Origin of the sequence: Amycolatopsis sp. NPDC051372, assembly GCF_040682095.1 — a bacterium.
In the GTDB taxonomy this organism is placed as follows: Bacteria; Actinomycetota; Actinomycetes; order Mycobacteriales; family Pseudonocardiaceae; genus Amycolatopsis.
The window spans coordinates 100,147-118,464 of sequence record NZ_JBFBAF010000019.1 but is presented as its reverse complement, the minus strand read 5'-3'; the positions used below and the strand labels follow the sequence as shown (position 1 = coordinate 118,464).

The window sequence follows — 18,318 nt, the reverse complement described above, 5'->3', positions numbered from 1 at the left end:
CCCCAGGCCCGACAGGGAAGCCGGCTGCTTGCCATCCTTGGCCGAGCCACCCGAAATCCGGCCGCAGCCGCAAACACCCGTCCCGACAGGGCCATCGCCCGGTTCCCGCGCAAGCCGGCAAAAGCCACCGAAAACCCGCCCTGAACCAGCAGCGGATGCCCGCCGAAACGAGCCGTAAGTCAGGAAACCAGCTGCGGGTACTGCCCCGCGATGTCGCCCGACAGGCTCGCGCGCACGGCGCGGCTGACGTCGTCCGCGACGATCTCGAAGTCGCCCTTTTCGAGGCCGTCCAGGGCCAACGCGGCGATCGACGCCGGGTCGGACTTGGGGCCTGTGATGTCCGAGGCCATGTCCGTGTCCATATAGCCGACGTGCAGGGCCGTCACCAGCGTGCCCTGGTCGCGCAGGGCCAGGCGCAGGCCGTTGGTCAGCTGCAGGCCCGCCGCTTTGCCCGCGGAGTACGCGTTGACTTGGGGTGCGGTGAACCACGACAGCACCGAGAGGATGTTGAGGATCGCGCCGCCGCCGTTGCGGGCCAGCGTGGGAGCGAAGGCGCGCGCCGTTTCCAGTGGGCCGAAGTAGTGCGTCTCCATCTCCAGCCGGACGTCTTCCAGCGAACCGGAAAGGAACGACGCCCCCGTGGAGACGCCGGCGTTGTTGATCAGCAGCGTCACATCGCCGGCCGCTTCGGCGGCCGCGCGGATCGAAGCCGGGTCTGTGACGTCGACCGCAATCGGCACGACACCCGGCAGGTCGACCGATTCCGGACGGCGCACCGCGGCGTAGACCTTCGCCGCCCCGCGCTCCAGCAGAGCGGCGGCCAACTCCCGGCCCAGCCCGCGGTTCGCGCCCGTCACCAGCGCGACAGAACCCTTGATCTCCATCAAAAACACTCCCATCACATCTGACTTGTCACCTGCAAGCTAGCCATCGCCGACACTACGGGCTAAACTTGCTTCAGGCAAGCCAGCGCGGGAGGAAACATGGGCCGACGTTCAAGCTGGGAAGGCACGTCCTGCCCCATCGCTCGCGGCGCCGACGTGCTCGGCGAGCCGTGGACGCTGGTGATCCTTCGCGACGCCCACGCGGGCACCACGCGCTTCGACGAGTTCCGCAGCCGCCTCGGCATCGCGGACAATGTGCTGTCCGCACGGCTCGCGCGAATGGTCGAGACCGGCCTGATGACCCGCGTCCCCTACCGCGACGGCGGCCGCACCCGCGACGAGTACCGCCTCACCCAGGCCGGCGCCGACACGCTGCCGGTGATCCACGCGCTGGGCGCCTGGGGTGACACCTACACCCATTCGCCCACGCCCAGCGAGCCGATGCTGCTGATCCACACCCCGTGCGGTGAGCCCACACGCCCCGGCGAGAAGTGCGACCACTGCGGCGGCGACCTCAACCGCACGGAACTGCGCCGGCTCGAGAAGGACTCACACGAGCAGGTACCGCTGGCCGAACCGATCGCCTGAGTCAACCCGTAGATGGTGTTGGTAAATCACCATTTTCCGGACAGTACGAAAGTCGGGTCACAAGCAGGGCTGAATTGCCTAAATTCGGCGCAGCGCGCGCAAATCAGGCAAAACTCCCCTCACCCACCCGAGGAGCTTTCCGATGTCGAGGAAGTTCTTGCTGTCCGGCGCGATCGCGCTGGCCGTCGCCGCCGCCCCGCTTGTCACGGGCACGGCCACCGCCGCCACGGCCGCCACCGACCAGGCCGCGGCCGTCACCACGGTGTACTACAGCACCTCCGGCGCGCCGACGTTCCGCGCGGCGATCAACGCCGGCGCGGCCAACTGGAACCGCTCGGTCACCAACGTCAAGCTGGTCGAACGCTCCTCCGGCGCCTCGCTGCGCTACACCGAGGGCAACGACCCGCGCGGCTCCTACGCCCAGAGCGACGGCCACGGCACCGGCACCGTCTTCATCGACTACACCCAAGCCCGCGAGTACGACAACACCCGCATCGCCGCCCACGAGACCGGCCACGTGCTCGGCCTGCCCGACCACTACTCCGGCCCGTGCTCCGAGCTGATGTCCGGCGGCGGCCCCGGCCCGTCCTGCACCAACGCCAACCCCAACGCGCAGGAACGCTCCCGCGTGAACTCCCTGTGGGCCAACGGTTTCCGCACGCTGGGCGCCGGCGGACCGCAGGAGCGCATCTACGAGACGCTGCCCGTCCTCACCCACTGACCCGAACCTGTGAAGGGCTCCCCCGACCGTTGAGGGGAGCCCTTCACATGCGGGACAACAGCCGGTCGCGCGCCACTTCCAGGTGCGCGGCCATCGCCTTGCGCGCCGCCGCCGCGCTGCCCGACACGAGCGCCTCGACGATGTCGCGGTGCTCCGAGATCGTCTGCTCGCCGAACGGCTGGTTGTAGTTGAGCCGGAAGAAGTGCAGGTGGCAGTGCGTGCGGGCGAACGCCTGCTCCACCGCCGCGTTGCCCGCGATGCGCAGCACCAGCTCGTGCAAGCGCGCGTCGTGCGCGGTCAACGCCTTGTAGTCGCTGTACGCGTCGTGCGCGGGCGCGGCGGGGCACGTCGCCAGCTCCGCGCGCAACGCCGCCGAATGACCGTCCGACATCGCCTTCGCGGCCAGCCCGGCGCTCGGCGGCTCCAGCAGCATCCGCAGCGAGTACATGTCGTCGACCTCGCGCCTGCTCAGCAGCTCGGTCACGCGGTAGCCGCGCAACGGCAGGCGGCTCACCAGCTCCTCGGATTCCAAGCGCGCCAGCGCTTCCCGCACCGGCGTGCCCGAGACCCCCAGTTCCCGCGCGATCTCGTCGATGTTCACGCGGGCGCCGGGCGCGATGCCGTCGTTCATGATGAGGGCGCGAAGCTGCTCGTAGACGCCGTCGGCGAGCACCTGCCGGGCCGGCAGCGCGACGAGCCTGCGCTCCGCGCCCGGCTTCATGATTGGTCCACAGTGGACAGGTCGACCAGCAGCGCCTGCGCCGGGTCGAGCACCGGCATCGGCAGGCCCGCCGCCGCGAGCACGGCACCCGGAAGTTCCAGCGGCCCGTCGACAGCCCGCGTGAACCACTCCGGCGCCGCCACCTCGCGCAACGAAGGCAGCCCGGCTTCGGTCCGCACGCGGACGCGATACAACCGCGACGGGTCCAGCCCTGGCAGCCGCACGCGTCCGGGCTGTCCCGCCGGGCCCGTCGCCAAGCGGGCCCAGCAGAACAGCGCACGGGTCTGCGAAACCACGCCGTGCAGGTACGCGTCGGCGTCCGGCAGGTCGGCCCGGACCACGCGCCCGCCGTGCAGCAGCGGCCGGAACTCCTTGTACAGCTGCGCCCACGCCGTGAACGCCGCCAGCTCCTCCGGCGTGCTGCGCGTGAGGTCGGCCTCGATCCCCGCGTGGCCGAACAACGCCGTGACCAGCCGGAACGACAGGTCCGTCATGCGCGCGGTGGTGTGGCTGCGCTCGGCGCCGACGTGCGAGCCGATCACCTCCGGCGGGATCAGCTGCGCGGTCCAGCGCTGGATCGCCTGCCGTTCGAGCGGGTCGATGCAGTCCGACGCCCACACGCGGTCGGTGCGGCCCAGGATCCCCAGGTCGACGCGGCCGCCGCCGCTCGCGCAGCTCTCGATCTCCAACGTCGGATGGCGGAGACGCAGCTCGTCGAGCAGCCGGTACAGCGCGAGCGTCTGAGCGCGCGAGCCGGCGCGGCCCGTGACTCGGTCGTACGCCTCGTGCAGCTCGCGGTTGTGGTCCCACTTGAGGTAGTCGACGCCGTACTCGCCCACCAGTGCGTCGAGCGAGTCCAATAAGTACTGGTAGGCCTCGGGGTGCGCGATGTTCAGGGAGTACTGGTTGCGCGAGGACGCGCCCAGGTCAGCAGGCCCGAGAAGCCACGAAGGGTGCTCCCGGGCCGTGTCGGAGTCGAGGTTCACCATCTCCGGCTCGACCCACAGCCCGAACTCCATCCCCAGCGCGTGCACGCGTTCCACCAGCGGCGTGAGGCCCTGCGGCCACACGGCGCGATCGACGGTCCAGTCGCCGAGGCCCGCGGTGTCGTCGCGCCGGCCGCGGAACCAGCCGTCGTCGAGCACGAGCCGCTCCACGCCGACCTTCGCGGCCAGCTCCGTGAGCTCCAGCAGGCGGTCGAGATCGTGCTCGAAGTACACGGCTTCCCACGTGTTCAACGTCAGCGGCCGCGGTTTGCCCGTGTGCGTGGCCCGTGCGCGGTGATACGCGTGGAACCGCGTGGCAAGCCCGTCGAGACCTTCGTCCGACCAGGCGAAACACACCACGGGGGCCACGTACGACTCCCCCGCCGCGAGCCGGACCTCACCGGGCCGCAGCAGCTCTCCGCCGCCGAGCACGCTCGCGTGCACGCCGGCGCCTTCGGGCAGCTGCTCGGCGAACCACTTCTGGTCGCCGCTCCACGCCACGTGCATACCCCAGACTTCCCCTGAGGCGAAGGAAAACCCGGGCTCGCCGACCGTCAACAGGTACGGCGAGTCCGCGCCCGGCTTGCCGCGGCGCACCTCGCGCACGTGGCCCCCGTACGCCAGCGGCAGCCGTTGCGGGCTGCGTTCCCGGCACCATTTGCCCGTGAAGTCGAGCACCTCCGCGGCCCGCCGGGGCAGCGGCAGCACGGCCACCACCCCGGCGAGGTCGTACGGTTCGGCGCCCGCGTCCGCGTGGCGGGTCACCTTGGTCGCGACCTCCAGTACCCCCGAAGGGGTCAGCCGGTAGATCAGCTCCACGTCCAGCCCGGACGACGCGTCGGTGAGCTCCAGCGTCAACGCACCGTCGTCCTGGGAGAAGCCCCGCAGCACCGGCCGCGGCACCGCGCCGCGGCCGGCGGTGTGGCCCGACACCGCGGGGGTGCCGGACCACGTTTCCGCTTCCGTGGGCCACACGGAAAACGCCCGCGGCACGTCGGGCGCGTTGTTGAGCACCGCGCCGCCGGCGGTCAGCCGCAGCGCCGTGGTGTCGACTTCGGACAGCTCGCCGAGGTCGGCGCCCCAGTGCAGCACGCGCGGCACCGGCCGGCCGAGTTCCACTGCGAAACTCGTACCGGCGGCCCGCAGGCCGACCACCGTAGGGCTGGACATGTCCTCACTCCTGACTCCCGGGCGTTCCTACTTCTTGGCGAGCAGCGAAACGCTCTGCTTCTCCATGTCGGGGAACACGTCGTCGTTGCGGTTGTGCGAGTAGAACGACTCGAGCAGCGGCTCCTCCGCGGCCTGCACGGCGGCGCCGTTGGCGTAGACCTCGGCCGGGTAGAGCGAGCCGTTCTTCAGCATCGCGGTGAACACCGACAGGTCCACACCCTGCGGCTTCATGGCCGCGGTGGTCGCGTCCATCGAGGCCGGGATCGACGGGAAGAACGTGCCCGTCTTCGACGCCGCGGTCTGGCAGTCCTGCGAACCCATGTAGGAGACCCACTTCCAGGTCAGGTCGGGGTTCTTCGTGCCGGCCCAGATCGTGTTCCCGTTGGAGTTCGACGTCAGCGCGCGGGTCTTGCCGTCGGGCCCGGTGGGCGGCGCCGCGATCCCGATCTTCACACTGGGCAGCTTCGCGAAGCTCGGCGCGGACCAGGAACCCGAGAGCTCCATGGCGACCTTGCCAGAGCCGATGAGGTCGGCGTCGCTGACGGTGGACTGGCCGCCTCCGGTGGTGAACGTGCCGATCTTCGGCGCGAGGCCGCGGTCGGTGAGCGTGCGGATGTAGTTCACGGTCTTGACGAACCGCGGGTCGCTGTAATTGAACTTCGTCGGCCATTCCGGCTTGTCACCGAGGCGCCAGCCCAGCGTCGAGGCGAACGCGCTGAAGGTCACCTGGCCGATGAAGTCCTTCGCCGCGAGCTGGCCCATGCCGTAGGTGGCGACGTTGTTCTTGTCGAAGCCCGGCTGGTCACCGCGCACGCCCTTCTTGTCGACAGTCAGGTGCGCCACCATCTTGTCGAACGTGCCGCCGTCGTCGGGGTTCCAGCTGAGGTTCTGCACGTCGGCGGCGGTGTAGCCGGCCTTGGTGAGCGAATCGGTGTTGTAGTAGAGACCGGCCGACGCCCAGTCGAGCGGCAGGCCGTACTGCTTGCCGTCGGTGAACTTCCACGAGTTGACGCCCACGGAGAACTTCTTGAGGTCGAAGTTGTCCTTCTTGATGTAGTCGTCGAGCGGCAGCAGCTGGTGCTGGCTCGCGTAGGCCTGCAGGTACTGCACGCTGTCCTGGAACGCGTCGGGCGCGGTGCCCGCGACGAACCCGGCGGTGAGCTTGGTGAAGTAGTCGGCCACGGTGTACTGGGAGATCTTCACCGTGGTGCCGGGGTTGGCCTTCTGGAAGGCGTCGGCGCACACCTGGTAGGCGGCGGCCTGGTGGTCGTCCCAGGTCCACCAGTTCACGGTGTTGCCGCCGGCGTCGGCCGAGCCACCGCCGCAGCCGGCCAGCACTGCTCCGAGCACCGCCGCCAGCCCGGTGGCGGCCCAAGTGCGGATCTTCATGGGATTCCTCGCTTCCGCGCCACTCGGACGCTTCTCCACTCCACTGTGGATTCGAAAACTAGGGATTTGAAACTGTGAATTTCAAAAATGCGGATTTGAAAAGGTGAGTTTCAGGTGCCCGGGTTGAGCAGCGGCGCGAACGTGGCGAGCACGTTCTCGAGGTCCTGTCCCCCGCCGGCTTCGTGCCCGTTGTACTCCCACACGTCGAGGTGTTTCCGGCCGCGATAAGCGTTGTAGGCGCCGAAAACCGTCGACGGAGGAACGATGTCGTCCATCAGCCCGATCGAGAAGTGTGCCGGGGCGATGGCACGGCTCGCGAAGCCGACACCGTCGAAATAGGACAGCACCTCGAACGTCCGCTCGACCTCGTGCCGTTGTGCGGCCAGGTAACCGGCAAGCTCGGTGTATGGCGGCTTGCCCGCGATCAGCGAGGCGCGCCGGAGGTCACACAGGAACGGCGCCTGCGCGTAGAGCGCCGCGACGTCGGGCACGAGTGCCGCCGCGGCCAGCGCGATCCCGCCACCCTGGCTGTTGCCCGCGACCGCGACCCGGTCCGGGTCGACGACGTCGAGCGCCCGCGCGGCCTCCACCGCGCGGGCCGCGTCGGTGAACACGCGGCGGTAGTAGTACGTTTCACGGCTTTCGATTCCGCGGGTCAGGAACCCGGGGAACGACGGGCCGCTGCCCACCGGGTCGCCGGTCGTGCCACCCGCGTGAGCGCCGCCTTGGCCGCGGACGTCGACCTGCAGCTGCGCATAACCCGCCGAAGCCCAGACCAGCTCTTCGAGCGCGCTGCCGCGGCCGCTGCCGTAACCGTGGAACTGCACGACGGCGGGCAACGGACCGGACTGGTTCCGAGGCACACGCAGCCAGGCGTTGATGGGGTGGCCGTCGAAGCCAGCGTAGGTCACCTCGAACACGTCGAGCGTCCGCAGCGCGGTCTCGACCGGTGTCACGGTCACGTCGAGCTCGAACTTCGCCGCTTCCGCGAGGGTTTCCCGCCAGAAGTCGTCGAAGTCTTCCGGAGCTTGGTACTCGCTGGTGTAGGTACGCAGCTGCGCCAGCGGCAGGTCGGTCAACATCAGAACTCACCGTCCAATTCGGACACCTCGCCGACGGCGATCTTGAGCGTCGTGCCGCCACCGGGCCACCGGACCACGACCTCGTCGCCGGCCTCGCCGGACAGCCGCGTCACACTCGCCGACACGACCTTCCCGGCCTGCCAGCTGACGTCGACCGCGAGCCCGCCCCGAGCCCGTAGCCCGTGCGCCGTACCGTCCGGCCAGGCCGAGGGCAACGCGGGCAGCAGGTCGATCGCGCCGGCGTGGCTCTGCACCACGAGCTCCGCCAGGCCGGCCGGGAAGCCGTAGTTGCCGTCGATCTGGAACGGCGGGTGCGTGCTGAACAGGTTGGGCAGCAGCCCGCCCCACTCGGAGCCGTCCACGGGCGCGTCGCGGTGGCGGTCGCCGGTGAACGGCTGGGTCGCCTCGGAAAGGAGCGAACGCGCGGTGTCGCCGTCGCCGAGGCGGGCGCGCAGCGCGATCTTCCACGCCCACGACCAGCCCATCGCGCCCGGTCCGCGGCGGTCCATCAACGCGGTCGCGGCCGCGCCGAGCTTCGTGCCGGCGGTGATCTGGCCGAGCGGGTAGACGGCGATCATCTGCGACATGTGCCGGTGCTGGGGGTCCTGCTCGTCCAAGTCCTCGGCCCACTCCGCGAGCCAGCCGCCGTCTGTCACGCGCAGCGGACGCAGGCGCGGCAGGGCGGCAGTGATCTCGGGCGTCACCGGGTGCTCGATGCCGAGCGCTTCGGCCGCCGCGAGCGTGCGGGAGAAGACCGCGCGGATCAGTGCCGTGTCCATCGCGACGGACCAGGTCAGCGACTCGGGCTCGCCGGCCTCGGAAACGAACAAGTTCTCGGGCGACGTCGACGGGATCGTGTCGAGGAAGCCGTCCGGGCCTTCGGTGAGCCAGTCGAGGCAGAACTCGGCGCAGCCCTTGAGCAGCGGCCACGCCGTGTCGCGCAGGAACGCGGTGTCGCGAGTGAAGTCGTAGTGGTCCCAGGCGTGCTGGACGAGCCAGGCGCCGCCCATCTGCCAGATCGCCCACGACGGGTTGCCGTGTCCCATGCCCACCGGCAGCGCCCAGCCCCACGGGTCGGTGTTGTGGTGGGTGACCCAGCCGCGGGTGCCGTAGAGCTCACGCGCGACGTCGGCGCCGGTCACGGCGAGCTTGCCCAGCAGGTCGAACAGCGGCGTGTGGCATTCGCCGAGCCCGGTCGTCTCTGCGGCCCAGTAGTTCATCTCGGTGTTGATGTTCACCGTGTAGTTCGACGACCACGCCGGGCGCAGCTCTTCGTTCCAGATGCCCTGCAGGTTCGCAGGTGGCGCGCCTGGCCGGGACGACGTGGCCAGCAGGTAGCGGCCGTAGGCGAACATCACCGTGGCGGTGAGCTGTTCGTCCTTTCCGGACAAGATGTCGGCGGCCACGTCGTAGGTGCCGGCACGGTGGTGCCCGAGCTGAAGTGTCGCCGCGGCGAGCAACGGCCGGAGGTCGGCTTCGTGCGCGCGCAGCAGCTCGTCGGCGCCTTCGGCCAACGCGGTCGCGGCGGTTCCGGCGGCGACGGCCTGGTGACGTTCGCGCGAACGCGGCGCCGTGCCCGTCCAGACGTCGGCGGCGTTGGTGGAGCTGGACACGGTGAGCAGCACCCGGGTGGCACCGGCGATCGCCAGCCGTCCGTCCACCGTGGACACGGAGCCGTCGGTGTCGAGCCGCAGAGCGAGCGCTCCGAATGGGTCATAGCCCGGCCGCGCCCGGTCGGCGTAACGCAGCGGTTCGGCGACCTCCGGTTCATGCTTGGGCGCGCCGTCCACCGGCAGCTCGATCCCGAGCGTGATCCCGCTGTCCTCGACGAGCCGCGTCACCCCACGCAGCGGCGTGCTCAGCTCGACAAGAAGGTCGATCGGCGCCGACGCCGTCAGCGACACCACCAGCGCACCGGCAGGCCGGCTCGCCCATACGGCACGGTCCACAGTGGCCTCGCCGAGCGACAACCGTTCAGTGACCACGCCGTTGGCCAGATTGAGCTGACGGCCGTGGCTCTCGCCGTCCGGCAGCGTCACCCAGACGTCTCCCCACGGCAGGAACTCCTGGCTGTACGGCCCTTCGAACGACATCAGCAACGCTTCGGCCCGCCGGTAGTCCCGCGCACGCACCGCCTCGCGGATTTCCGCCAGCCGCTGTGGTCCGGCGCCGGCGGCGACGACGTCCGCCAGCGCGTCGACCGGGCCCGCTGGCGTGCCGGACCAGACCGTCGCGTCGTTGAGCTGCACGCGGCTGCGGCCGCCGCCACCGAACACCATCGCACCGAGCCGGCCGTTGCCCACGGGGCTCGCCTCGGTCCACTCGAGGGCGGGCGCAGCCCAGCCGAGGCACAGATCTTCGTTCGTCACGGCAGTTCTCTCACTTGAGCCCGGTGAACCCGATGGAGTTCACGATCCGCCTGCCGAACACCATGAACACGAGCAGCATCGGCAGCGCGGCGATGATGGTCGCGGCCATCAGGCCCGACCAGTCGAGCGCCTCCTGCGGCGACGACTGCTTGAACACCGCCAGCGCCAGCGTCAGCGGGCTCGTGGACGTGTCGGAGGAAACGAGCAGCGGCCAGAAGTAGTCGTTCCAGGTGTTGATGAAGGTCAGCAATGCGAGCGTCGCGATCGGTGCCGAGCACATCGGGAGCACGATCCGGAAGCACACGCGCAAGGGTCCGGCGCCGTCGATGATCGCGGCTTCCTCGATCTCCGTGGAGAGCCCGAGCATGAACTGGCGCAGGAAGAAGATGTTGAACGCCGAGAAGAACGCGTTGGGCAGCACCAGGCCGGCGAACGTGTTGAGCAGGCCGAGGTCCTTCACCAGCACGAAGTTCGGCAGCAGCGTGAGCACCTGCGGCACCATCAGCGCCGTGAGCAGGATGGAGAACACGGTGTTGCGCCCGCGCCAGTGCAGCCGCGCGAACGCGTAGGCCGCGATGGCGGAGAAGAACACCGTGCACACGGTGAGCAAGGCCGCGTAGATGATCGAGTTGCGCAGCGCCAGCGTCAGGCCGAGCGACGCGCCGGAACCGCCCTGCGCCGCGGCTTCGGCCGGCGACGCGAGCCCGAGGGCACGCTTGAACGCGCCGAAGGTGAAGTCGACCGGGAAGAACGACGACGGGTCGGTGGAGAGTGAGTAGTTGTTGGACAGCGCGGTGCGCAGCATCCAGTAGAACGGGAAGATCGTGATCAGCAGGATCACCACGACGTAGGCCCAGGCGAGGATCCGGCCTGCGGACACGGGCTTGCGTGTGCGGGCGGGTGCCGGTCGAGTCAGCGTAACCATGTCCCTGCCCTAGTTCGTGTCGGATTCGTTGGCGCGCGCCATGCGCAGCTGCGTGAACGTGATGGCTATCAGGAGGACGAACAACGCCAGCGACATCGTGGCCGCGTAGCCGAAGTCGAACTGGCGGAACGCCTTGTTGTAGATGTACATCTGCAGCACGTTGGACGCGTTCTCCGGCCCGCCCTGCGTGGTCACGGCCACGATGTCGAAGATCTGGAACGAGCTGATCACCGTGAGGATCACGACCATCACGAGGATCGGGCGCAGCAGCGGGATCGTGAGGCGGCGGAACATCTGCACCTCGCTCGCGCCGTCGATGCGGCCGGCCTCGTAGATCGTGGCCGGGATCGTCTGCAAGCCCGCGAAGATCAGCACCGCGTTGTAGCCCATGGACTTCCACACGTTGATCGCCGCCAGCGTCGGCACGGCCCAGCCGCCGGAGCCGAGGAACAGCACGGGCTGGCCGAAGATCTTGGTGAGCAGCACGTTGAGGATGCCGAGGCTCGGGTCGAGCATCAGCGACCAGGTGAGCGCCGTGACCACGCCGGAGATCAGGAACGGCAGGATCATCAGGCCGCGCACGGTCGTGGACGCCGCGAGCCGGTGCAGGATCACGGCGGTCAGCAGCGACACGAGCATGCCCAGGACCACCGACAGCACCACGAAGTAGATCGTGACGAGCAGCGACTTCCAGAACACACCGTCGGCGATGAGCTCGGTGAAGTTGTCGAGCCCGATCCACTTCGGCGCGGACAGCACGTGGAACTCGGTGAAGCTCAGGTAGATGCCGCGGATGGTCGGGTAGGCGAAGAACACGCCGAACCCGAGGATGGCCGGCAGCACGAGCAGCCACGCGATCTTGGCGTCGTGCCGGTGCGCGGCCGCACCGGCGGGCCGTCGTTTGCGGGGTCTGTCCACACGGGACGCCGCAGTGGCGCCTCGCACGGGAAGGCTGTTGTTGTGCGTGGTCACCACCACGGCATCTCCTCACTCGTGTCCGTGAGTGGCGGCTCTCGCCGCCACTCACGGGGTTGTCAGACGGTCAGTTGGTCCACGTCGAACACGCTGTCGCTCGGGTTGCCGAAGATGACCTGGTTGTTGCCGGCCATCAGGTAGATCGGCACCGTGATCGTGCGCGCGGTGTTCCAGTCGTTGTCGTTCGTGCCCGGCGCAGGCAGCCGGAACGAGCTGCCGTTGACCGTGACCACGGCCGAGCGGCTGGTGTCACCGTCGACGTAACCGAGCTTCACCAGGTACGTGCCTTCGGCGGCGACCTTGATGTTGTTCATGGTCAGCAGACCGCTGCCGCCGATGTAGCCGACCTTCTTGCCACCGGAGCAGGCGCAGTCGTACACCGTCGCGCCGCCGCCGGGGCTGCCGTTCTCCGCCTCGTAGACGACCGGGCCGGAAGCCGCGGGCGTCACGTAGGACACCGCGGTGCTCGCGGCGGAGCTGCGGCCGAGGCGATCGTGGGCCACCACTGTGAAGGTGTACGACGTCGAGGGCTTGAGGCCGTTGAAGGTCGTGCTGGTGCCGGTGGCGGAAGCGACCTTGTGGCCGCCGGCGAACACGTCGTAGCCGGTCACCGGGGCGAGCTTGCCCGCCGATGCGTCCCAGGCCAGCGAGACGCTGGTCGGGGTCGAGGCGGTGCCGTGGACCACGGCGGGGGCGGAGACCTGCACCGGGTTGACCGGGGTCAGGCGCAGCAGCTTCGAGCCGTGGACGGGCAGGGTCGCGGTGAAGGAACCGTTGGACAGACCCAGTTCCTGGTGGCTCCAGAGGTCATGGGCCTTGGCCGCGCCGGTGAGGCCGAAGTCGCCGAAGTTCGCGGTGACCGACGTCGGGGCGGAGCCGAGGTTGAACAGCGCGACCGTGTAGCTGCCGTCGGCGTTGCGGGCGTACCAGACCTGCTGGTCGCTCTGCTGGCTCACGGGCTTGGCCGGCACACCGGCCTGGTCCACGGCGATGACCTCGTCGTTGGTGAGCAGCTTGGTGCCGTAGTCGTCGAGCTGCGTGAGGTCGTCACCGAGGTAGAGCGGCGCGGCTTCGATGGCCCACAGCGTCATGTAGCTCTGGCGCTCGGCCTCGGTGATGCCGTCCATCTTGCCGCTGCCGACGTCGAGGGAGTCGAGGTTGTTCCAGTGGCCCGGGCCGGCGTCGGGGATGTACTGCACGACGTCGTTCCAGCGGCCCTTCACCGAGTTGTTCCAGGTGACGAGGGTGTCGCAGTAGCACTCGACGTCGGTGTCGATGCGCCAGCCGTTGGAGTTGGCCTTCCAGGTGTCGATCTGGTTGTGCGACAACGACCACGACAACACGAACTGCATGGGCCGGCCGGTCTTCTTCAGCGCGGCGGACCAGGCCTTCACGTCCGGGGTGTTGTCGTGCGCCGCGTCGCCCTTGAACGAACCCGGGCCGACGCCGTCGAGCTTGAGGAAGTCGACGCCCCAGCCGGCGAGCACGTCGGCCTCCGACTGGATGTAGGCCTGGGCGCAGGGGCTGGCGAAGTTGATCTGGTACGACTGGTTGTCCCAGCCGCTCGTCTGGCGCAGGTCGGGGTAGACGAGGTCGCGCGTGTGGCAGTCGGTGGTGCCGAAGATCGGCGAGTTGCCGTCGTTGTAGGCCTTGAGGTCCAGGCCGACCGCGAGGTAGGAGCCGAGCTTGAGGCCCTTCTTGTGCACGTAGTCGGCGACGTAGGCCATGCCGTCGGGGAACTTCTTCGCGTCGACGACCGGGCGGCCGTACTGGTCGAAGGAGCCCACCCAGCCGGCGTCGATGTTCACGTACTCGTAGCCGTGCTGCTTGAACTTCGCCGCCAGGATGTCGGCTTGCTGCAGCACGTGCGCTTCGTTGAGCCAGCTGCCGCCGCCGGTCGGGTTCACGCCGGGGTAGTTCGTGGACTCGAGACTCCAGCTGCTCCAGCCCATGTACGGCTTCTGGGCGATCTGGGTGCTGGTGCTGCTCTGGGCCGGGCTGTTCTGGGTGGGAGCCGCCGGTGCGGCCGTGGCGGGGATCTGGATCGCCGAAAGCGTCAGCATCGAGGCGGCGATCCCGGTGAGTACGGCGAACTTCCGTCTCCCGGTTCCGCCCGATGTTGGCCTGACAACCATGACCACTCCTTTGAGGTCGGACCTTGGCACCGGACGGCCCGCGCGCCGCCCGGCGTTCCTGCTGACTTCAGCCACTTCGGGGGTGGGCTTCAGTCGCTGTGCGCGCCCAGACATCGGAGGTCCTGGCGCGGAAAGTCACTCGTTGACGGCGTTCTTCGCGAAGCACTCCCGGGTGTGCGACGGTGACAGATCGCCGTCCCGTGTCCCGGGACCACGACCTTTCGCCCCGCTGCCACCACCGACACCTCTTTCGGACCGAAGATCCTATAGGATATGTGAAACGAGATTCTCACCTCGCGCTTCGGCGGTGTCAACGAGGTCGCGGACAAAGATCTGACGAATAGGGCTCGGAGTCCAGTGGCCGCGAACACGGACAGAATTAATTTGACAACTGACGGTGAGAGCTGCAGGTGAGAGCACCCGGGGTCGGGAGCTTCGTAGTCACGATCGTTATCTGTCGGTGCGGCCGGATAGCGTCGGCCGCGTGCTGAAACCCTTGCCGTGGAGAACTACCGGTCGTTGCGTGATCTGGTGCTGCCCCTGTCGGAGCTGACCGTGGTGACCGGCGCCAACGGGAGCGGGAAGTCGAGCCTCTACCGCGCCCTGCGCCTGCTGGCCGACGCCGCGCACAACGGCGCCGTCGCCGCGCTGGCCCGCGAAGGCGGCCTGCCCTCCACGCTGTGGGCGGGCCCGGAGGCGATCGGGCGCGCGGTCCGTTCCGGGCGCTCTCCCGTGCAGGGCACGCGCCGCACCCAGCCGGTCGGCCTGCGGCTGGGGTTCTCGGGTGACGAGTTCGGCTACGCGCTGGACCTGGGCCTGCCGATCCCGGGTACCTCGATGTTCTCCCTCGACCCGGAGTTCAAGCGCGAGTGCGTGTGGTCCGGCCCCGTTTTTTCTCCGCGTACCCTGCTCGCCGACCGCGCGGGCCCCACCCTGCGCGTCCGCGACACGAGCGGCGCCTGGCCTTCCGAACCGCAGTCCATCGGGCTGACGGACAGCATGCTGAGCTCCTTCCCCGCCCCGGAGCTCCTCCTGCTGCGCGAACGCATCCGCGCGTGGCGCTTCTACGACCACTTCCGCACCGACGCCACCGCCCCGGCCCGCGAATCCCGCATCGGCACCCGCACCCCCGTCCTCGACCACGACGGCGCCGACCTCGCAGCGGCGTTGCGGACGATCCAGGAATCGGGTGATGCCGACGCGTTGGCGTCCGCCGTTCAGGACGCCTTTCCGCGGGCCACGGTCGAGATCACGTCGGCCGATGGCCGGTTCGAGCTGCGGTTTCAGCAGCACGGGCTGCTTCGGCCGCTCACCGCGGCCGAGCTTTCGGATGGGACGTTGCGGTATCTGCTGTGGGTCGCCGCGTTGTTGAGCCCGCGGCCGCCGGAGTTGCTGGTGCTGAACGAACCCGAGACGAGCCTGCACCCGGAGCTGCTGCCGGCGTTGGCGGCGTTGATCACCCGGGCGGCCCGCCGGACGCAGCTGGTGGTGGTATCGCACTCGCAACCGCTGGTCCGGGCATTGGAATCGACGGGCGCGGCTTTGCTGGAATTGGAAAAGGACTTCGGGGCGACTGTCCTTTCCGGACAGGGGAGGCTGGATCGGCCTTCGTGGCACTGGCCGAAACGGTGAGCTCGCCGGCCACCCAGCCGCGAAAACCCACCCGGGCAACGATCTCCGACCGGCGCAGGACCCAGCGCCACTCTCGGTGCCGCGTCCTTTGCGGACTCGGCAGGCGCCGGTGCTGTCGTGGCCCTGCGCGGTGAAAATCGGTTGCCCACCGACCCGTCCGCGGTCAGGCTTCCGGACATGACCACGACCACCACACCGCACCGCACGCCGATCGCCCCTGCCCGGGTGCGGCGTGGGCAGCAGTGCGAGCCACGGGGGCGTGGTCGGGCGCGGTCGTGACGGCGGCGGTGGTCGCCGGGGCGCTCGCGGGGTACGGGATCGCCGTGCCGGTGGGAGCGGTCGGGGCGGTGCTGGTGGGGCTGGCGGCGCGGACGTCGCCGCGGGTCGCCGCGGCGGCGGCGCTCGGAGTGGCCAGTGCGGATGGTGTCTACGCCGTCGTCGCGGTGAGCGGTGGGGCGGCGCTCGCGCCGGTACTGGCGCCGGTCGCGGGGCCGTTGCGGTGGGCGTCCGTGGTGGTGCTCGTGGCGCTCGCGACGCACACCGCGGTGGGCGGGTGGCGGAGGTACCGCGCCGGCGCAACGCCCGAAGCCGAGGCCGCGCCGCCGGGACCAGCGCGCGCGTACGTGAGTTTCCTCGGCCTCACTTTGCTGAATCCGGCAACGATCGTGTACTTCACGGCCCTCGTGGTCGGCGGTACAGCGACGGGCACGGTGTTCGCGCTGGCCGCGTTCGTCGCGTCGGCGAGTTGGCAGCTGCTGCTCGCGGGCGGCGGGGTGTTGCTGGGCCGCGTACTCGCCGGGCGTCGCGGGCGGTTGGGGACCGCGCTGGCATCGAGCGTCGTGATCGTCGTGCTGGCCATCCGGCTGGTCGTGCCGTACTGAGCGATTTACATCCGCGCCGGCAGCCGGTAGAGATGATCATCAAGTGAACCGGAGGTTCCGACGATGGTGCGTCCTGCCGTAGTGCTCGCGGTGCTGCTGTTCGGACTTTCCGGCGTGACCCCGGTCGCGCAGCCGCAGTGGCACCGGCAGACGCCACCGTTGAGTACACCGTGGACGGACGCCGTCTCCCCCACCAACGCGTTGCCGGAGTACCCGCGCCCGCAGCTGACGCGCGACGAATGGCAGAACCTCAACGGAGTCTGGGAGTTCGAGACCGGGACCCCCGGACCACCCTTCGGACGGCAGCTGCCGGAACGGATCCTCGTCCCCTACCCCGTCGAATCGGCGCTGTCCGGCATCATGCGCCACGAGACTCGCATGTGGTACCGCCGCACCTTCGACGTCCCGGAATCCTGGCGCTCCCAACGAATCCTGCTGCACTTCCAGGCCGTCGACCACGACACCGCCGTCTACGTCAACGGCCGCGAAGTCACCCACCACACCGGCGGCTACGACTCCTTCACCGCCGACATCACTGACACCCTGACCACCGGCCCGCAGGAACTCGTCGTCGGCGTCACGGACGCGACCGGCAATGGGCAGCCGCTCGGCAAACAACGCGCGCCAGGCGCCGGAGTCTTCTACACCGCGTCGTCCGGAATCTGGCAGACGGTCTGGCTGGAACCGGTGGCGCCCGTGCACATCACGCGCGTGGACACCACTTCGAACACCACAACCGGCGAGGCCACCCTCACCGTCCAAGGCGCCGACGGCACCCCCTTCCGAGCCACCGCCTCCGACCACGGCCACGTCGTCGCCCGAGCCGAGGGCACCGCCGGCCACCCCACCACGATCACCCTCCCCCACCCCCACCTGTGGTCGCCCGGCGACCCGTTCCTCTACGACCTCCGCGTCACATTGTCCACAGGAGACACCGTCGGCTCCTACTTCGGCCTGCGCTCCATCACGGTCGAAAACCACCGCATCCTCTTCAACGGCAAGCGGTTCGTCCAGCTCGGTCCGCTCGACCAGGGCTTCTGGCCCGACGGCCTCTACACCGCCCCCACCGACGCCGCCCTGGAATTCGATCTACAACAGGAAAAGGCCCTCGGCTTCACCATGGTCCGCAAGCACCTCAAGGTCGAACCCGACCGCTGGTACTACCACGCCGACCGCCTCGGCCTCCTCGTCTGGCAGGACATGCCGGCGATGACGGAGAACGTCACCCCGACACCTCAGGCCCGCGCGAACTTCGAGGCCGAGCTGCACCGCGTGATCGACCAGCACCGCTCGTTCCCCTCCATCGTCACGTGGGTCCCCTTCAACGAGGGCTGGGGCGACTTCGACGTCGCCCGCGTCGCCGACGAGGTCGCCGCCTGGGACACCACGCGCCTGGTCGACGCCGAATCCGGCGTCAACTGCTGCCGCTCCCAGCCCGACACCGGCCACGGCGACCTCCTCGACGACCACACCTACCCCGGCCCCGGCACCCCACCGCCGGACCTGCTCCGCGCCACCGTCGACGGCGAGTACGGCGGCCTGGGCCTCAAAGTCCACGGCCACGAGTTCGACCCGTCAGGCAGCTTCGCCTACGAGCTGGAACCCGACAGCGCAACTCTGACCAGGCGTTACGTCGAGCACCAGCACCAGCTCGCCACCGAGGTCCGCCGCGGCCTCTCCGCCGCCGTCTACACGCAGCTCACCGACGTCGAGAAGGAAGTCAACGGCTTCCTCACCTACGACCGCCGCGTCCGCAAGCTCGACTTCGCGGTGGCCCGTCGGGCGAACCTCGCCGTGCGATCCGCCGCGACTTGACCCCCGATCGGCCCGCACACCAGCGATCCGGTGCGGGGAAGGCCG

The 18,318-nt window shown here is 69.4% G+C and carries 14 protein-coding genes; 5 read left to right on the top strand and 9 right to left on the bottom strand.

What is annotated here, in order from left to right; all coding sequences use genetic code 11:
- Positions 1 to 179: 179 nt before the first annotated feature.
- Positions 180 to 884: an SDR family oxidoreductase gene (locus tag AB0M56_RS27540; protein WP_364180684.1), complete on the bottom strand. Its 705-nt coding sequence runs from the start codon at positions 882 to 884 to the stop codon at positions 180 to 182.
- Positions 885 to 983: 99 nt separating this feature from the next.
- Here AB0M56_RS27540 and AB0M56_RS27535 point away from each other — a divergent pair, with 99 nt between their 5' ends.
- Both AB0M56_RS27535 and AB0M56_RS27530 read left to right on the top strand, forming a co-directional pair.
- Positions 984 to 1,472, top strand: a complete 489-nt coding sequence (locus AB0M56_RS27535; protein WP_364180682.1) for a helix-turn-helix domain-containing protein — start codon at positions 984 to 986, stop codon at positions 1,470 to 1,472.
- A gap of 142 nt (positions 1,473 to 1,614) precedes the next feature.
- Positions 1,615 to 2,193: a snapalysin family zinc-dependent metalloprotease gene (locus AB0M56_RS27530; RefSeq protein ID WP_364180680.1), complete on the top strand. Its 579-nt coding sequence runs from the start codon at positions 1,615 to 1,617 to the stop codon at positions 2,191 to 2,193.
- Positions 2,194 to 2,236: 43 nt separating this feature from the next.
- Here AB0M56_RS27530 and AB0M56_RS27525 read toward each other — a convergent pair whose 3' ends face one another.
- The 8 genes from AB0M56_RS27525 to AB0M56_RS27490 form a co-directional block, all read right to left on the bottom strand.
- On the bottom strand, positions 2,237 to 2,914 hold the full coding sequence (locus tag AB0M56_RS27525; protein WP_364180678.1) for a GntR family transcriptional regulator: 678 nt from the start codon (positions 2,912 to 2,914) through the stop codon (positions 2,237 to 2,239).
- The gene (locus AB0M56_RS27520) at positions 2,911 to 5,070 is read right to left on the bottom strand and encodes an alpha-galactosidase (RefSeq protein WP_364180676.1); all 2,160 of its coding nucleotides are present in this window, start codon (positions 5,068 to 5,070) and stop codon (positions 2,911 to 2,913) included. The genes AB0M56_RS27525 and AB0M56_RS27520 overlap by 4 nt, the downstream gene beginning before the upstream one ends.
- 27 nt (positions 5,071 to 5,097) lie before the next feature.
- On the bottom strand, positions 5,098 to 6,459 hold the full coding sequence (locus AB0M56_RS27515) for a sugar ABC transporter substrate-binding protein (RefSeq protein WP_364180674.1): 1,362 nt from the start codon (positions 6,457 to 6,459) through the stop codon (positions 5,098 to 5,100).
- Positions 6,460 to 6,569: 110 nt separating this feature from the next.
- A complete protein-coding gene (locus AB0M56_RS27510) occupies positions 6,570 to 7,541 on the bottom strand; it encodes an alpha/beta fold hydrolase (protein WP_364180672.1) in 972 nt (323 codons plus the stop codon).
- Positions 7,541 to 9,910 carry a glycoside hydrolase family 95 protein gene (locus AB0M56_RS27505; protein ID WP_364180670.1) on the bottom strand — a complete coding sequence of 790 codons (2,370 nt, stop codon included), beginning with the start codon at positions 9,908 to 9,910 and terminating at the stop codon, positions 7,541 to 7,543. Before AB0M56_RS27505 ends, AB0M56_RS27510 begins: the two co-directional genes overlap by 1 nt.
- Before the next feature lie 10 nt (positions 9,911 to 9,920).
- Positions 9,921 to 10,790, bottom strand: a complete 870-nt coding sequence (locus AB0M56_RS27500) for a carbohydrate ABC transporter permease (protein ID WP_255638692.1) — start codon at positions 10,788 to 10,790, stop codon at positions 9,921 to 9,923.
- A 54-nt stretch (positions 10,791 to 10,844) separates the two neighbouring features.
- Positions 10,845 to 11,813, bottom strand: coding sequence for a sugar ABC transporter permease (locus tag AB0M56_RS27495; RefSeq protein ID WP_364180668.1), 969 nt, complete (start codon positions 11,811 to 11,813; stop codon positions 10,845 to 10,847).
- A gap of 56 nt (positions 11,814 to 11,869) precedes the next feature.
- Positions 11,870 to 13,945 carry a fibronectin type III domain-containing protein gene (locus tag AB0M56_RS27490; protein WP_364180666.1) on the bottom strand — a complete coding sequence of 692 codons (2,076 nt, stop codon included), beginning with the start codon at positions 13,943 to 13,945 and terminating at the stop codon, positions 11,870 to 11,872.
- Positions 13,946 to 14,446: 501 nt separating this feature from the next.
- Between AB0M56_RS27490 and AB0M56_RS27485 the strand changes: the two genes are divergently transcribed.
- The 3 genes from AB0M56_RS27485 (at position 14,447) to AB0M56_RS27475 (ending at position 18,273) form a co-directional block, all read left to right on the top strand.
- Positions 14,447 to 15,577 carry an AAA family ATPase gene (locus AB0M56_RS27485; RefSeq protein ID WP_364180664.1) on the top strand — a complete coding sequence of 377 codons (1,131 nt, stop codon included), beginning with the start codon at positions 14,447 to 14,449 and terminating at the stop codon, positions 15,575 to 15,577.
- 275 nt (positions 15,578 to 15,852) lie between these two features.
- Positions 15,853 to 16,458 carry a LysE family transporter gene (locus AB0M56_RS27480; RefSeq protein ID WP_364180882.1) on the top strand — a complete coding sequence of 202 codons (606 nt, stop codon included), beginning with the start codon at positions 15,853 to 15,855 and terminating at the stop codon, positions 16,456 to 16,458.
- 63 nt (positions 16,459 to 16,521) lie between these two features.
- Complete coding sequence (locus AB0M56_RS27475; protein WP_364180662.1) at positions 16,522 to 18,273, top strand: sugar-binding domain-containing protein; 1,752 nt, start codon at positions 16,522 to 16,524, stop codon at positions 18,271 to 18,273.
- The last annotated feature ends 45 nt before the right edge of the window (positions 18,274 to 18,318 follow it).